Origin of the sequence: Kitasatospora sp. NPDC085464, from assembly GCF_044541955.1 — a bacterium.
Lineage (GTDB): Bacteria > Actinomycetota > Actinomycetes > Streptomycetales > Streptomycetaceae > Kitasatospora.
This window is the reverse complement of the sequence record NZ_JBITTM010000078.1, coordinates 17,812-32,482: the sequence shown is the minus strand read 5'-3', so window position 1 is coordinate 32,482 and position 14,671 is coordinate 17,812. Positions and strand designations below refer to the sequence as shown.

12 protein-coding genes are annotated in these 14,671 nt (G+C 72.2%); all 12 read right to left on the bottom strand.

Annotated elements, in window-relative coordinates:
• Window positions 1–89: 89 nt before the first annotated feature.
• The 12 genes from ACIGG8_RS40370 to ACIGG8_RS40315 all read right to left on the bottom strand — a co-directional run bounded on the left by ACIGG8_RS40370 (window position 90) and on the right by ACIGG8_RS40315 (window position 14,617).
• Window positions 90–866 (bottom strand): ester cyclase, encoded by a 777-nt coding sequence (locus ACIGG8_RS40370; RefSeq protein WP_396553555.1) that lies wholly within the window; start codon window positions 864–866, stop codon window positions 90–92.
• Window positions 863–2,317: an ATP-binding protein gene (locus tag ACIGG8_RS40365; protein WP_396553554.1), complete on the bottom strand. Its 1,455-nt coding sequence runs from the start codon at window positions 2,315–2,317 to the stop codon at window positions 863–865. Before ACIGG8_RS40365 ends, ACIGG8_RS40370 begins: the two co-directional genes overlap by 4 nt.
• A complete protein-coding gene (locus ACIGG8_RS40360; protein WP_396553553.1) occupies window positions 2,314–3,522 on the bottom strand; it encodes an IS701 family transposase in 1,209 nt (402 codons plus the stop codon). The genes ACIGG8_RS40365 and ACIGG8_RS40360 overlap by 4 nt, the downstream gene beginning before the upstream one ends.
• Before the next feature lie 274 nt (window positions 3,523–3,796).
• On the bottom strand, window positions 3,797–5,368 hold the full coding sequence (locus ACIGG8_RS40355; protein ID WP_396553552.1) for a Na+/H+ antiporter: 1,572 nt from the start codon (window positions 5,366–5,368) through the stop codon (window positions 3,797–3,799).
• The gene (gene glgB, locus ACIGG8_RS40350) at window positions 5,361–7,250 is read right to left on the bottom strand and encodes a 1,4-alpha-glucan branching protein GlgB (protein WP_396553551.1); all 1,890 of its coding nucleotides are present in this window, start codon (window positions 7,248–7,250) and stop codon (window positions 5,361–5,363) included. Before glgB ends, ACIGG8_RS40355 begins: the two co-directional genes overlap by 8 nt.
• The gene (locus ACIGG8_RS40345; protein WP_396553550.1) at window positions 7,247–9,301 is read right to left on the bottom strand and encodes an alpha-1,4-glucan--maltose-1-phosphate maltosyltransferase; all 2,055 of its coding nucleotides are present in this window, start codon (window positions 9,299–9,301) and stop codon (window positions 7,247–7,249) included. Before ACIGG8_RS40345 ends, glgB begins: the two co-directional genes overlap by 4 nt.
• A complete protein-coding gene (gene glgA, locus ACIGG8_RS40340) occupies window positions 9,298–10,485 on the bottom strand; it encodes a glycogen synthase (RefSeq protein ID WP_396553556.1) in 1,188 nt (395 codons plus the stop codon). Before glgA ends, ACIGG8_RS40345 begins: the two co-directional genes overlap by 4 nt.
• Window positions 10,485–11,837 carry a sugar phosphate nucleotidyltransferase gene (locus tag ACIGG8_RS40335; RefSeq protein ID WP_396553549.1) on the bottom strand — a complete coding sequence of 451 codons (1,353 nt, stop codon included), beginning with the start codon at window positions 11,835–11,837 and terminating at the stop codon, window positions 10,485–10,487. The genes glgA and ACIGG8_RS40335 overlap by 1 nt, the downstream gene beginning before the upstream one ends.
• A gap of 8 nt (window positions 11,838–11,845) precedes the next feature.
• A complete protein-coding gene (locus tag ACIGG8_RS40330) occupies window positions 11,846–12,595 on the bottom strand; it encodes a MinD/ParA family protein (protein WP_396553548.1) in 750 nt (249 codons plus the stop codon).
• 48 nt (window positions 12,596–12,643) lie between these two features.
• Window positions 12,644–13,858, bottom strand: a complete 1,215-nt coding sequence (locus tag ACIGG8_RS40325) for a PP2C family protein-serine/threonine phosphatase (protein WP_396553547.1) — start codon at window positions 13,856–13,858, stop codon at window positions 12,644–12,646.
• 10 nt (window positions 13,859–13,868) lie between these two features.
• The gene (locus tag ACIGG8_RS40320) at window positions 13,869–14,285 is read right to left on the bottom strand and encodes an ATP-binding protein (RefSeq protein ID WP_396553546.1); all 417 of its coding nucleotides are present in this window, start codon (window positions 14,283–14,285) and stop codon (window positions 13,869–13,871) included.
• A gap of 20 nt (window positions 14,286–14,305) precedes the next feature.
• Window positions 14,306–14,617, bottom strand: coding sequence for an STAS domain-containing protein (locus ACIGG8_RS40315; RefSeq protein ID WP_396553545.1), 312 nt, complete (start codon window positions 14,615–14,617; stop codon window positions 14,306–14,308).
• Window positions 14,618–14,671 lie beyond the last annotated feature (54 nt).

Genomic DNA, 14,671 nt, shown 5'->3' with positions numbered 1-14,671 from the left:
CACCGGCCTACCCACACACGCCGGACACACGCCGACGGCCAGCACAAAGATCAACTGACTGGCCATCGGCCACTACCTGCGGATTCGGGTCAGAGTGCGGTCGGCCGGCCATCCGTCAACTGCCGGTGCAAGCCCCAGAGGTCGAGCTGCGCCCATTGTCCCGTGACCTTGCCGTCCCTGACGTGGACGATACGGATGGCGTCGAAGGAGACCCGTCGGCCGGTGGCGGGAATGCCCATGAACTCCCCGATGTGGGTGGCCTCGACGCGGAAGCGGATGGTGACGGCGTCCCGCCCCTCGACCACCTCCTCCTCGGACATCTCAAGGTTTTCCCACGGCTCGACCATGTTCCGCGCGTAGTGGGTGAGCGCCACCTGGAAGTCGGTGAGCCAGCCGGTCAGGCCGAGGCACTTCTCGGTCCACCGGTCGGCGTCGATCAGACGGGTGGCCCCCGCGATGTCGCCCGCCAGCAGGTAGTCGTTCCAAGCCCGGTAGACCTCCAGCGGTGTCATGCTGACGGTCGGTTCCGGGCGGAACGAGGCCGTCTGCCGCCAGATCCCGCCGTCCTTCATGACCATGGTGCCGACCGTCTCCCTCCGTTCACCGGCGACCTCCATGACCGCCCGGTAACAGATCGTGTCCCCGTGTTCGGCGTACTCCACCATTTCCACCAGACTCGGCCGGAGGGCGAGGTACCCGGAGAACGCTTCGCGAATTCCGTCCGCGCCGACGAAACTCCGGTCGGCCCGGACGAGAACGGCGTCCGCGGTGTAATGCGCGACGATCGATTCGAGATCGCCGGCGGTCACCGCCGCGAGCTGCTTCTCGAAAATCGCTCGCACGTCCGTTGCCGTGATTTCCGTCATTCGAGGTCCTTTCGGGTCGGTGTGGGAATTCGCACGGTGAACCAGGTGTCGCCGGGTACCGAGCGGGCGGTGAGCGAGCCGCGGTGCCGCTGGGTGACGATGCGGTAGGAGAGGTGCAAGCCGAGGCCCGTGCCCTTGCCGACGTCCTTGGTGGTGTAGAAGGGCTCGAAGATCCTGGTGAGCGCGTCGGCCGGGATGCCGCAGCCGGTGTCCCCGATCTCGACGGTGAGGCAGGTGCCCTGGCGGCCGGTCCGTACGGTGAGCGTCCCGGCGCCGGCCATGGCGTCGACGGCGTTGTCGATCAGGTTGGTCCACACCTGGTTGAGCTCGGTCGGGTGACCGGACGCCTCCGGGAGGTCCGGCGTGTACTCGCGCACGATCCGCACCCCGGCGAGCTTCGGCCGCAGCATCGTCAGGGTGGCCTCGATGCCGTCGACCACGGAGAACCGGCCCTGCGGAGCCCGGCCGAGGTTCGCGTAGTCCCGGGCAGCGGCCACCAGCGCGGAGATGCGCGGGCCGGCCGTCCGCAGCTCCCCCGTGAGCGCCCGGACCTCCAGCAGGGCGGACAGGTGTTCCAGGGCCACCGGAAGCACCCCGGGGCACAGCCCGCACAGCCGCCCGGACAACCAGCCTGTGCCGAGGCCTCGTTCGGCCATCGCGCAGGCGAGGCCCACCGGCTGTGCGGCGCCCCGCCGTTCGGCCCAGGCGAACACCTCGTCCTCCAGGTCCGCCGACGCCACGGGGTCGGTCTCGGAGGTGAGCGGCGTCCGCCCGATCTCCACCGCGAGCCGGTCGAGCGCCTCGGTCTCCCGGGTGACGGCCGCGGCACCCCAGCGCCGTGCCGTGGCGGCGAGCCGGTCGGTTGCCGGGCCGAGCTCCTGGGCGGCGCGGGCCACGGCCGCGGCCGGGTTGTTCAGCTCGTGGGCCAGGCCGGCAGCGAGCGTGCCCATGGCCTCCACCGTGGCCCTGCCCCGGGCCTGGGCTTCCGAGGAGGCGATCCGCCAGGCCAGGACGGGCAGCAGCACCCGGGCGACGCCGGGGCAGCGCACCAGCATGTCCAGGAAGACCTGCTTGGGGTAGGCGGCGACGGTCGTGCGGCCCGCCGCGACGGCGGTGGCCACGTACACGCCGTCGGTCAGCAACGCGAGCTCCCCGGTGAACCGGTGGGCGGCCGGGGGCTTGGCGTCGTGCTCCCCGCCGGCGTCGGCACGGGCCCGGTGCCGGGTGAGCAGTTCCTCCCGGCCGTCCACGCTCTTGACGACCAGGAGCTCGCCGTCGAGCAGCACGTAGAAGTGGGTGGCCTCGTCCCCGTCGTGGAAGAGGGTGTCGCCGTCGGCGAGTACCCGTTCCTCGGACACCTCGGTGAGCCAATCCAGCTGGTCATCAGTCAGGTCGGTGAAGAGCTCGATGCCCCGCAGCCGCTCACCACGGACCGGGGCCGGCGCGGTCACCGCGATCCGATCAGCGGCAACCGCCGCTGCGGCAGCAGCCGACCCGACTGTCTCGGCAGCCGGGCCAGGACGGAGATCGCGTGCGCGATCGAGACGAGCGTGGCGTGGTGGTGCCACCCCCGGAAGGAGCGCCCGGCGAAGTCACGGATGCCCACCTCGCCGCAGACGTCCTTCAGGTCGCGGGAGACGCGCCGGTTCAACTTGGCGATCCGGAAGAGCGCCGACGAGGAGAGGTGGCCGATGTTGGAGAGGAAGAGCTCGGTGGGCCGCGCCTGGTGCGGGTCGGTCCAGGCGCCGATGAGGAAGAGCGGCGGCATGCCCGTGGAACGGTCGAGGGCGGTCTGCAGCGCGACCCGCACACCGACCACCTTGGCCACCCTGCGCCGGGCGTACCAGCTGTCGCGCCACTCCACCGCCGCACCCAGCTCCCGTACGGACGCCACGAGTTGCTCCGCCGGCAGCTGCCGTCCGTCACCGACGGGCAGCCTCGGGTCCGCGGGGGCCACCCGCAGGCAGGCATCGACGCCCAGGACGAAGGGGATCCGGCGCGGCGCGAAGGCCCCGAGCACCTCGGCAAGGTCGCCGCCGGCGGCGGTCATCACCACCGGGCGCGGCGTCAGTCGCCAGTCCTCGGCCATGGAGACGACCGAACCGACGGCGCACTGCACCGGGGTCTGGGATCTCACGTGGTCGGGGACGGCGGCTCTTCTCCGCGCCTCGTCGCCCGCAACCCAGGACGCCGGCAGTGCGAGCTGCCAGTCCACCGGGCAGCTCGCCTCCTCGGAGGCCAACCACACCCCGGTGCTCTGCTGGCAGTTGGCCATCCGGCCGAGTCCGGGGACGAACTGGCGCGAGACGCCGACGGAGTGGCGGCCCGCTTTGGGCACCGCGAGCGGCTCGACGATCCAGGCGACGGGCTGGAGTTCCCGGTCGACGAGGCGGGCCAACGACTGGCGTACGGGTTTCCACTCCCACGGGGAGGTGGTGATGAACTGCTGGAGGCTCTGCATCGCGCTGCTGTCGGCAGCCTCGGCGATGCCCTTCATGGTCTTGCGCCCCTTCGCGGACAGCAGCCCCCGGACGTACAACTCGCCCCACCGCCGCTGGTCACTGCGCGGAACCGAGGCGAGCAACTGCCCGCACAGCCGGTCCACCCGATCCTGAGAAAGGTCCTGCGGATCGAATCCATCGAATCCGGCGTCCACACCCATCCCTCCTCGAAGCAATGCGCGAATACCACGGCCCGGCGGAATTGTTCGCCATTCCGGGCATGGCAGAGCGGGGAAAATCATCGGACCGGACTGATTTCCCGAAAGGCCATCTGCACTGCTGAGCTCGAGCGCCCATTAGAGCAGAGAACCGACTCCGGCAGAACCGGACGGCAGCGGTTTAGCGAGTTCCATATGCGGCGCGATCGGGTGCACCCGGGAAGGCCGGTACTGCGGGAAATTGTTGGCACAGCGTACGGACCTGTTCCGGTCAGGTGCGCGAGAGTGCCGCCTCCTCCAGGTCGAGCTCGTGCATCACCCGCCGCAGCACCTCGTCGTGGATCCGGCCCTCTCGGCAGAGCCGGACGAAGACGCCGCGCTCGGTGGCGAGCATCTCCCGCCGCAGCCGCCGGTACGCGGCGGTCGGCGGCTCGGACGGCGCCCGGGCGCCGTCCGCCCGGATCCGCTCCCAGGCTGTGGAGCAGCGGTGCTCGGCCAGGTCCCGCAAGCGGTCCAGGACGTGGCCGGGTACGTCCTCCTGGCCGTTGGCGACCCTCTCCTCCACCCGGGCCCAGGCCGCCCGGACCGCCACCTCCTGCGCCATGGCCTCGGCGAGGCCGTCCTCGCGTGCCTGCCCCTCGTCCCGCAGGCGCAGCCGGCGGGCCACCGCGGGGAACCCGACGCCCTGGACCAGCAGGGTGCCGAGCACCGCGGAGAAGGTGAGGAAGAGCACCAGGTCCCGGTCCGGCAGGTCGGGCGGTACGGCGAAGGCCGCGGCCAGCGAGACCACGCCGCGGGTGCCGGCCCAGCAGATCGCGGCGGGGTGCTGCCACGGGGGCGCCGGGTCGCGTCCGCGCAACCGGGCCGACAGCCGGCGGGGCAGATAGGTGGCCGGGAAGATCCAGACGGCCCTGGCCAGCAGCATGGCCGCGAACACCACCACCGCGTAACGGCCCAGCGCCGCCGCGTCCGTGGTGTGCAGGGCCTGGAGCACCGGGCGCAGTTGGAGGCCGATCAGGGCGAAGGACACCGCCTCCAGTACGCAGGTGGCCAGCCGCCAGGTGGCCTTCTCCTGCAGCCTGGCCTCGTGCGAGGCCCCGGCGAAGTGGTGCCCGAGGTACAGCCCGGCGGCGAGCACGGCGAGCACTCCGGAGGCGTGGAAGGACTCGGCGGCCGCGTAGGCACCGAAGGGTACGAGCAGCATCACGGCGTTCTCCGTGACGGCGTCGGCCAGCCAGCCGCGCAGCCGGCGGACCGGCAGCGCCAGGGCCAGCCCGACCGCTACGCCTGCCAGCGAGGTGTAGGCGAACTCGGCCACACCGTCGAGGAAAGTGGTGGCGCCGCCCAGGGCCACCGCCAGGGTGAGCCGGAAGACGGTCATGCCGGTGGCGTCGTTGACGATGCTTTCCGCCACCAGGATGGTGACGATGCGGCGCGGCAGCCCGAGCCGCCGGGCGATCGAGACCGCGGCGACCGCGTCGGTGGGGGCGAGGATCGCGCCCAGGACGAAGGCGTCCGCCCACGGCATCCCGGGGACGACCGCGTGCGCCGCGAGGCCGACGACCGAGGTGGTGAACAGGACGAGCCCGACGGAGAGCAGGCCGATCGGGCGGGCGTTGGCCCGCAGGTTCAGGTAGGAGCTCTCCACCGCGTCGGAGTAGACCAGCGGGGGCACGAAGACGACCAGCGCGAGGTCCGGGTCGAGGTGGTAGTCGGGGACGCCCGGGACGAAGGAGACCAGCAGTCCGGCGACGACCGCCGCGATCGGCGGGGAGACGCCGGTGCGGTGGGCGGCGGCGGAGACCAGGGTCGCGCCGACGACCAGGAGCAGGATCTCAGCCACGACCGGCCCCGCCGTCCTGCGGGCGCAGCCAGAGCGAGCCGAGCGGCGGCAGCACGACGTCGGCGCCGGCCGGCAGTCCCTGCCGGTGCCGCGCCTCGGCCGTGACGGCGCCGAGGTTGCCGACGCCGCTGCCGCCGTAGCAGCCGGCGTCGGTGTTGAGCACCTCGTTCCAGACTCCGACCCGGGGGAAGGCCAGGCGGAACGGGTCGCGCACCACCGGCGAGAAGTTGTACACGCACACCAGGGGCTCCCCGTCGGCGTCGTAGCGGATGAAGGAAAGGACGTTCTCGTCCGCGTTGTCGGCGTCGATCCAGCGGAAGCCGCCGGGTTCGCCGTCGCACTGCCAGAGCGCGGGGACGGCGTGCTGGAGCCGGTTGAGGTCGCGGACCAGGTCGCGCACGCCCCGGTGCTCGGGAGTGTCCAGCAGCGGCCAGTCCAGCGAACCGTCGTGCCACCACTCCGACGGCTGGGCGAACTCCTGTCCCATGAAGATGAGTTGACCGCCTGGATGGGCCCACATGAAGGCCAGGTAGGCGCGCACGGAGGCGAGCTGCTGCCACCGGTCGCCCGGTGCCTTGCCGAGCAGTGAGCCCTTGCCGTGGACGACCTCGTCGTGGCTGATGGGCAGCAGGTAGTTCTCCGCGTGGGCGTACATCATCGGAAAGGTCATGCCGGTGTGGTGGTGGCGCCGGTGCACCGGGTCCTGGCGGAGGTAGGCGAGGGTGTCGTGCATCCAGCCCATGTTCCACTTCAGGTCGAAGCCGAGCCCGTCGGCTTCGACGGACCGGGTGACACCCTCCCAGGCGGTGGACTCCTCGGCAATGGTGAGCACGCCGGGGAAGCGGCGGTGGAGGGTGGTGTTGAGCTCCCGGAGGAAGGCGACCGCCTCCGGGTTCTCGCGGCCGCCGTGGGCGTTGGGCGTCCACTGGCCGGGTCCGCGCGAGTAGTCGAGGTAGAGCATGGAGGCCACCGCGTCCACCCGCAGGCCGTCCACGTGAAACTCCTCGCACCAGTACAGCGCGTTGGCGATCAGGAAGTTGCGCACCTCGGGGCGGCCGTAGTCGAAGACCAGGGTCCCCCAGTCGGGGTGTTCGCCCCGGTGCGGGTCGGGGTGCTCGTAGAGGGGGGTGCCGTCGAACCGGGCCAGCGCCCAGTCGTCCTTGGGGAAGTGCGCGGGGACCCAGTCGACGATCACTCCGAGGCCGGCCCGGTGGAGGGCGTCGACCAGGTGCCGGAAGTCGTCCGGGGTGCCGAGCCGGGAGGTCGGGGCGAAGTAGGAGGTGACCTGGTACCCCCACGAGCCACCGAAGGGGTGCTCGGCGACGGGCAGGAGCTCGACGTGGGTGAAACCCATGTCCTTGACGTATTCCGGCAACTCATCCGCGAGTTGACGATACGTCAGGCTCGCCTGCCAGGAGCCGAGATGAACCTCGTAGACGCTCGTCCGAGCCGGTCGGTGTGCCGACCGGGCCGCCATCCATGCGGCATCGGTCCAGCGGTGCCAGGAGGTGTGGATCCTGGACGCCGACCCCGGCGGGCACTCGGCGGCGAAGGCCAACGGGTCCGCCTTCTGCCGCCAGGTGCCGTCCGTGCGCAGGACCTCGTACTTGTACAGGGCACCTTCACCCGCTCCGGGAACGAACCGCTGCCAGATGCCGGAGGAGCCGAGCGGCTCCATCTCGTGCCCGGCGCCGTGCCAGCCGTTGAAGTCGCCGATCACCCGTACCGCGCGGGCCTTCGGGGCCCAGACCGCGAAGTCGGTGCCGCCGGCGCGGGTGTGGGCTCCCAGCACCTGCCAGAGCCGCTCGTGACGCCCCTCGCCGATCAGGTGGAGGTCGAGCTCTCCGGGTGTCGGCGGGACCGGGTCAGGAAGTGGGGTCACCGTGAAGTCCTCGTCAGGGGCCGGATGGTGAAGACGTGGGCGACCTGGCCGATCAGCGGGTCGAGCCGGACGCCGTTCTCGGCGCACCAGCGGTACTCGGCTCCGCCGAGCTCGTCGTGGACGTCGAAGGCCGCGCCCGGTTCCAGCCCGAGTTCGGCGAGGTCGAGGGTGACGGTGCCCTGCTGGGCGCGGTGCGGGTCGAGGTTGAGCACCACCAGGACGGCGTCCTCGCCGAGCCGCTTGGAGTACGTGAGGATCTGCGGGTTGTCGCAGGAGTGGAAGCGCAGGTTACGCAGGTGGTGCAGGGCCGGGTGGTGTTCGCGGATCCGGTTGAGCGCCGTGACCAGTGGGGCTAGGGAGCGCCCTTCGGCGGCGGCCCAGTCACGCGGCCGGTACTGGTACTTCTCGGAGTCGGCGTACTCCTCGCCGCCGGGCGCGGCCGCAGCCGCCTCGCACAGCTCGTAGCCGGCGTAGACGCCCCAGGACGGGCCGGTGGTCGCGGCCAGCACCGCCCGCACCGCGAAGGCGGCGCGCCCGCCGTGCTGGAGGTAGCGCGGGAGGATGTCAGGGGTGTTGACGAAGAGGTTGGGCCGCAGGTACGCGGCTGACTCCTCGCCGTCGAGCCCGGCCAGTTCACCGAGGCAGGACTCGATCTCCTCGCGGGTGTTGCGCCAGGTGAAGTAGGTGTAGGACTGGTGGAAGCCGATCCGGGCGAGGGCGTGCAGCATCGCCGGGCGGGTGAACGCCTCGGCGAGGAAGAGGACGTCAGGGTCGGTCGCCTGGACGTCGGCGAGCAGCCGTTCCCAGAAGCCGAGCGGTTTGGTGTGCGGGTTGTCGACCCGGAAGATCCGCACGCCCCGGTCCACCCAGTGGTGGAGCACCTTCAGGCAGGCGTCGTGGATGCCGTCCGGGTCGGCGTCGAAGTCGATCGGGTGGATGTCCTGGTACTGCTTGGGCGGGTTCTCGGCGTGGGCGATGCTGCCGTCGGCCCGGTGGCGGAACCACTCGGGGTGGTCGCGGAGCCAGGGGTGGTCGGGTGAGCACTGCAGGGCGAAGTCGAGCGCGACCTCCAGGCCGAGGCGGCGGGCGGTGCGCACGAAGTGCCGGAAGTCCCGGTCGGTGCCGAGGTCCGGGTGCAGGGCGTCGTGCCCGCCCGCGGGCGAGCCGACGGCCCATGGGGATCCGGGGTCGTGCGGGCCGGCGGTGAGACTGTTGCCGGGGCCCTTGCGGTGGCTGGTGCCGATCGGGTGGATCGGCGGCAGGTAGACGACGTGGAAGCCCATCGCGGCGACGGCGGGCAGCCGGAGTGCCGCAGTGCGGAAGGTGCCGGAGCGGGGCGGCTGTACGCCGGCCGGGTCGAGGACGGCGCCCTCCGAGCGGGGGAAGAGCTCGTACCAGGAGCCGTACAGCGCCCGCTCGCGCTCCACCCGTACGGGGAACTCAGGTCCGATGGTCAGGAGTTCGCGCAGCGGTCCGGCCCCGGCTGCGGCCGTGACCTCGGGGGAGAGAGCGGCGGCCAGCCGCTCCTCGGCCGGGCGGCCGGTGTCCCGTACGGAGGCCGCCGCCCAGGCGAGCCCGGTCTGCGCGGCGGTTCCGACGGCGAGCGGTCCGAGGGCGGCGCGAGCGAGCAGTGCGGCGCCCTCCTCCAGGGTCAGCTCGACGTCCACACCGGCCGGGATCTTGACCTCCGCCGCGTGCCGCCAGGTGGCCAGCGGGTCGCTCCAGGCCTCCACGCGGAAGGTCCACTCCCCCAGCAGGTCGAGGACGACCTCGGCGCTCCAGCGGTCTGTGCCGCGCACCTTCTCGGCCATCGGGACCCCGGGGCGCTCCAGCCCGTCCGGGCCGGTGAGCACCACCTGGGCGCCGATCTCCTCGTGACCCTCGCGGAAGACGGTGGCGGAGACCTCGAAGGGCTCGCCCGGCACCGCGCGCGCGGGTCTGCGCCCCTGGTCGACCGAGGGCCGCACCTCCGTGATCGGGATCCGCCCGACGGGGGACGGGAGTTGGTGCGGGCGGAGCTCCTTCGCGGGCAGGATCGACTCGACGGTCATCGGGCTTCGGACCTTCCTCTCACCGATCGGTAGACGTCGTGGACCTGTCCGGCGACCGCCGTCCAGGAGAAGTGCTCGGCCGCCCGGCGGCGCCCGGCCCGGCCCATCCGGCGGGCCAGGTCCGGCTCCGCCAGCAGCCCGTTGATCCGCAGCGCGAACTCCCTGGCGAAGAGCTCAGGCGCGGCGGGCTCGCCGTCACCGCCGAGCGGGACCAGCAGGCCGGTTTCCCCGTCGGTGACCACCTCCGGAATGCCGCCCACGGAGGTGGCGACCACCGGTGTCTCGCAGGCCATCGCCTCCAGGTTGACGATGCCCAGCGGCTCGTAGACCGACGGGCAGGCGAACACGTCCGCGAACGAAAGCAGTTGGCGCACCGCCGAGCGGGTGAGCGGCTCGGCGACGTGCACCACGTCGGCGCCCAGCCCGCGCGCCTCGCGCACCGCGGCGGCGAACTCCTCGGCGATCCCGGGGGTGTCGGGGGCACTGGCGCACAGGACCAGCTGGGTGCCGGGGGCCAGGTGCGGCGCGGCGCGCAGCAGGTGGGTCAGGCCCTTCTGCCGGGTGAGGCGGGCGACGCAGGCGACGGTGGGCCGGTCGGTTCGGATGCCCAGGCGGTGCAATTCGGCGGTGCCTGGGTCGGGTGCGAACTCCTCGGTGTCGATGCCGTTGTGGACCACCACGACCCGGTCGGGGTCGAGTTCCGGGTGGCAGCGCAGGACGTCGTCGTGCATCGCGCCGGAGACGGCGATCACCCGGTCGGCGCCGAGGAGGGCGGTGCGCTCGCAGAACGAGGAGAGCGCGTAGCCGCCGCCGAGCTGCTCGGCCTTCCAGGGGCGCAGCGGTTCCAGGCTGTGGGCGGTGACCACGTGCGGGATGCCGTACAGCAGTTTGGCGAGGTGGCCGGCGAGGTTGGTGTACCAGGTGTGGCTGTGCACGACATCGGCTCCGGCAGCGGCCGCGGCCATGGCGAGGCCGGTGCCGACGGCCTGAAGGGCGCCGTCGGCTCCTGCCAGGTCGGCGGGCGACCGGTGACCGGTGACGTGCGGCGCGGGGCGGGGCCCGTCGAAGCACTGGATCCGGAGGTCCACCACCTGCCCTAGCTGCCGGGCGAGTTGCTGGACGTGGACGCCGGCGCCGCCGTAGACGTGCGGCGGGTACTCGCGGGTGAGCAGGTCGACGCGCATCATGCCGCCCTTCCGTTCAGGGGCGTTCCGCCCAGCCAGTGCAGAAGGTCTTTGAGTCCCGAGAGGCTGGCACCGGCGGGTATCCGCGCCTCGCTCCCGATGTCGAGCCGGGGGAACACGCTCACTCCGCGCAGATGGCTACCCGCGCCGACCCTGACCTCGTCACCGAGCGCGCAGAACTCCTCCAGGACGACCGGGCGGCGGAGGGTGGAGCGGATGTCGACCATGGTCCCCAGGAAGACGTCGGAGATCCGGGCGCCGGGTCCGACGATGCTGTGGTCACCGCAGGCGACGCCGCGCAGCGAGCTGCCCTCCCCGAGGTCCACGCCGTCGCCGATGTCGGACTCGGCGAGGACGACGCCGGGCCCGATCTCCACGTCCCGGCCGATCCGGACGCCGGGGCCGATCCGGACGGTGCCGTCGGCGACCTTCTCCGCGAGGGTCCGGCCGGTGGCCTCGTCCTTGAGGTACAGGCTGCTCTCGTGGATCCGGGCGCCGGCCAGGGCACCGACCGGCGGGTCGATCCGGCCGCTGAGCATCGGGTACTCGTCGCGGAGGACCTCCCGCAGGGTGGTGAGGTAGTCGCGGGGGCTGCCGAGGTCCCCGAACTTGGCAATGGAGTGGGCGGCGATCCGGTGGCCGCGGGCCGCCAGGTACGGCAGCAGGTCGCCGCCCCAGTCGAGGCTGCGGCGGGCGAGCGCGGCGAGGGCGGGCTCGCGGGCGATCACCCGTAGGCGGTCGCAGTCGACCAGGTACATCCCGGCGTTGGTCTCGACCCGGCCCGCGCCGTCGAGCGCGCCTTCCGCCCGCAGGGTGGCCAGGTCCGGTTTCTCCAGGAAGCCCGCCACCGCGCCGCAGGGCCGGCGCAGCACCACGCCGTACTTGCCCGCGGCCTCGACGGCCGGCCGGAGCACGGTGGCGAGGGTGACCACGGCGTCATTCGCCCGGTGGGCGCCGGCCATGGCGGCGAGGTCGAATTCGAAGACCGAGTCGGAGGGGAAGACCAGCGCGGGGCCGGAGAGGTCCCAGTACTCCAGGCAGCGCAGGGTGGCCTCGCCGGAGCCGGTGTTGCAGCTGTCGAAGCGGGTCCTGGAGTAGCGGACGGACACACCGAGCCGCTCCCCGTGCTCCAGGATGGCCTTGGTCTGGGCGCGGTTCTCCCCGCCGTTGGCAGCGACGAAGAAGCGGTCGACGCCTTGGGCCTGGAGGATGCCGACCGCCCACTCGATCAGGCTGCGGCCGGCCAGGCTCATGGCGGCCTTGCTGCGCAGGTAGTCCGAGGAGTTCAGGGTCAGCGGCCGAGCCCGCACTCCCCGGCCTCCGACCAGGGCGATCGCGGACAGGGTCTCCATCGTTGCCGTCACCTCCGGTGCACCAGGAAAGGGATGATCATGCGGAAACGTTCCACCAACGGGTGGTCGGGATGAGCGTCGACGAACAGCCGTCTCCCGGCGACGACGGCCAGCTCCGGCGTGTACGGGAAGGCGGCCTCCACGGGCGATCCGTACGCCGCCTCGGCCTGCCGCTCGGCCAGTTCTCGCGGAACGCCCGGCGGCACCATGTTCACCAGCAGCACGCGGCGCGCGCAGCCGAGCTGGCCGGCGAACTCGATGGTCTCCCCGGCGCCGCCGAGGTCCAGGTGGCAGGACCTGGTCACCACGGCCAGGGTGTCCGCGCTCGCCACGGCGGTGACCGTCTCGTTGTTGATGCCCGCGTGTGTGTCGAGCAGCAGGACGTCCAGGCGCAGCACGTCGATCAGCCGGTCGAAGCCCTCGCGCAGCAGGCCGACGTCGTACCCCTGCGCGATGATCTCGTGGATCCCGGAGGCCTCCGCCCGGGCGGGGACGAGGAAGAGCCCGGCGCCGCCTGGTGCGGTGGGCAGTGCGAGGGCCGCGTCCTCGACCTCGCACCGGCCGACCAGGTAGTCGGCGAGGGTGCGGGCCGGCGCCTCGGTGCCGCCGAACAGCGCATGCGCGGCGGGTGACTGGATGTCGGTGTCCACCAGGGCCACCCGGTGGCCGTCGTCGGCCGTCAGCCGGGCCAGGTTGGCCGCGAGGGTGGATCTTCCCGTCCCCCCTCGGTGCGAGTGCATCGCGATGATCTGTGCCATCTCTCCTGTCCGATCGTCCGGGGGGCCCGTGATGGTGTCCGCGCCGGGTCAGCCCGGTCCGGCGGTCCGGTGGACGGCCATCATGGTGATGTCGTCGTGTTGTTCGGCGGCGCCGGAGTGTTCCCGCAGCGCCGCCTCGATCCGCTCCAGCAGTGCCCGTCCGGACGGCGTCGGCTCGCGCAGCAGGTCGAGCACGCGCTCGTCGCCGAAGAACGCGCCGTGCTCGTCGCGGGCCTCGGGGACGCCGTCGGTGTAGACGAACAGCGTGTCGCCCGGGCGGAGTTGTGCGTATCCGAGGGAGAAGGCGCAGTCCGGGATCACGCCGACGGCGGGCCCGGTGGGCTCCAGCGGGGTCGGATCGCCGCCCTCCCTGGGGACGAGCATGGGAGGGTTGTGGCCGCCGTTGATGTAGACGAGGCTGCCGGTGGCCGGGTCGAGGACCGCGAAGAACATCGTCGCGAAGTAGCCCTGGCCGCTGTGGTTGCGGGTGAGGTAGCCATTGGTGCCGACCACGGCGTTCATCAGCGGGGTGGCCCCGACCACGGGGATCACGTGTGCGGGGTCGGCGGCCTGGTGGGTCGTCATGGGGCTCTGCAGGCCGCTGTGCTCGGCCGTGTGCCGCAGCAGGCTGCGGATCAGCGCCATGAACAGCGCCGCGCCCACTCCCTTGTCGCACACGTCGGCCACCACCAGGGCCAGCCGGCGCCGGTTGACCAGCTCGAAGACGTCGTAGAAGTCGCCCGCGACCTTGCGGGCGGGCCGGAAGCGGACGTCCAGGTCCCAGCCGTCGGGGCCCGGCAGCTCCTCGGGCAGGAAGCCCTCCTGGATCTGCCGGCCGATCTTCAGCTCCCGTTCGTAGCTCAGGAGTTCGGCCTGCGCCTCGATCTCCTCCATCGCCCGGCCTAGCTTGGCCCGCTCGTAGCAGCTGCGCAGCCGGGCCCGCACCATCGGTGGGAGGAACGGCGGGACGATGTAGTCGTGGCCCAGCCTGATGTGCTGCTCGATGTCGTCGAAGTCGTCCTCCGCGTACACCACCGTGATCGGGGTGGTCCCGCTCTCGGCGAGGCGCCGGGCGATCTCCCGCACGGCCCGCGGCGGCATCGCCGCCGGGGTCAGCAGGACTTCCGCCCAGGTCGGCTCGCCCTCCAGGGCTTCCTGAGGGGTGCGCACCTCGACGGCGACGTCCTCGTCGGCGAGCGCGGAAAGCAGCGCGGGGGGCGGGTTGCGCTCCTGGTCGACCAGGAGCGCTGTCACGTCAGGCATGGGGGGCTCCTCATGAGGTTCGCTGTCGCCGCATCACGAGGGTGCTGCGGTTGTGGCCGTCGGCGTAGCGGTGACTGAAGTCGTCCACGGCGGTGAGGGCGAGGTGGATACCCAGTCCGCCGATCGGCCGCTGCGACAGCGGAACGCCGCGCGTGGGGGGTCTGCACCCAGCGGCGGGATCGAAGGGCGGGGCGTCGTCCTCCAGGCGGATCCAGACGGTGTCCTCGTCCATCCCGCCCGCGAGCCGTAACTCCCCCTCGCCGCCGCGGTAGCCGTGCACCACCACGTTGGTCGCGAGCTCGTCGGTGGCGAGCCGGAGCCGGTAGGCCGCCTCGGGGGCGAGCCCCGCCCGCTCGGCGAGCTCATGGCAGAAGCGTGCGACCTCATCCAGGGAGGTCAGCGTCGCGACGATGCGCAGGGCGTCCATCTGCGGGAGTCTCTCCGGTCTCACTCGTCGACGAGCGTGACACTGCGGTCGAAGCCGGCCTGCCGGATGGTCCGGGCCACCGGTGCGCTGGCGCCGGACACGGTGATGCTGACGTCGTCGCCCATCTTCTGGCGGGCGAACACCAGGGAGCGCAGGCCGGCGCTGGCCATGTAGGTCAAGCGGTTCGCCTCGATGAGGACATGGGTGACCCCGGCGGCCGCGGCCTGCTCGATGGTGTCGTGGAAGGCGGGCGCGCTTGCCGCGTCCAACTCGCCGACGAGGCTGATGGTGGCGGTGTCGGTGGAGGTGGTGACCGAGACGGTGAGGGCCATGGACGGTATCTCCGGTTCGTTCGGGTGTGCCGGCGTCGTTGGGACGGCGTCGGC

Coding starts and splice junctions, on each gene's coding strand:
- ACIGG8_RS40370 (WP_396553555.1), bottom strand. CDS start 866: ATGACGGAAATCACGGCAACGGACGTGCGAGCGATTTTCGAGAAGCAG.
- ACIGG8_RS40345 (WP_396553550.1), bottom strand. CDS start 9,301: ATGACCGTCGAGTCGATCCTGCCCGCGAAGGAGCTCCGCCCGCACCAA.
- glgA (WP_396553556.1), bottom strand. CDS start 10,485: ATGCGCGTCGACCTGCTCACCCGCGAGTACCCGCCGCACGTCTACGGC.
- ACIGG8_RS40335 (WP_396553549.1), bottom strand. CDS start 11,837: ATGGAGACCCTGTCCGCGATCGCCCTGGTCGGAGGCCGGGGAGTGCGG.
- ACIGG8_RS40330 (WP_396553548.1), bottom strand. CDS start 12,595: ATGGCACAGATCATCGCGATGCACTCGCACCGAGGGGGGACGGGAAGA.
- ACIGG8_RS40325 (WP_396553547.1), bottom strand. CDS start 13,858: ATGCCTGACGTGACAGCGCTCCTGGTCGACCAGGAGCGCAACCCGCCC.
- ACIGG8_RS40320 (WP_396553546.1), bottom strand. CDS start 14,285: ATGGACGCCCTGCGCATCGTCGCGACGCTGACCTCCCTGGATGAGGTC.
- ACIGG8_RS40315 (WP_396553545.1), bottom strand. CDS start 14,617: ATGGCCCTCACCGTCTCGGTCACCACCTCCACCGACACCGCCACCATC.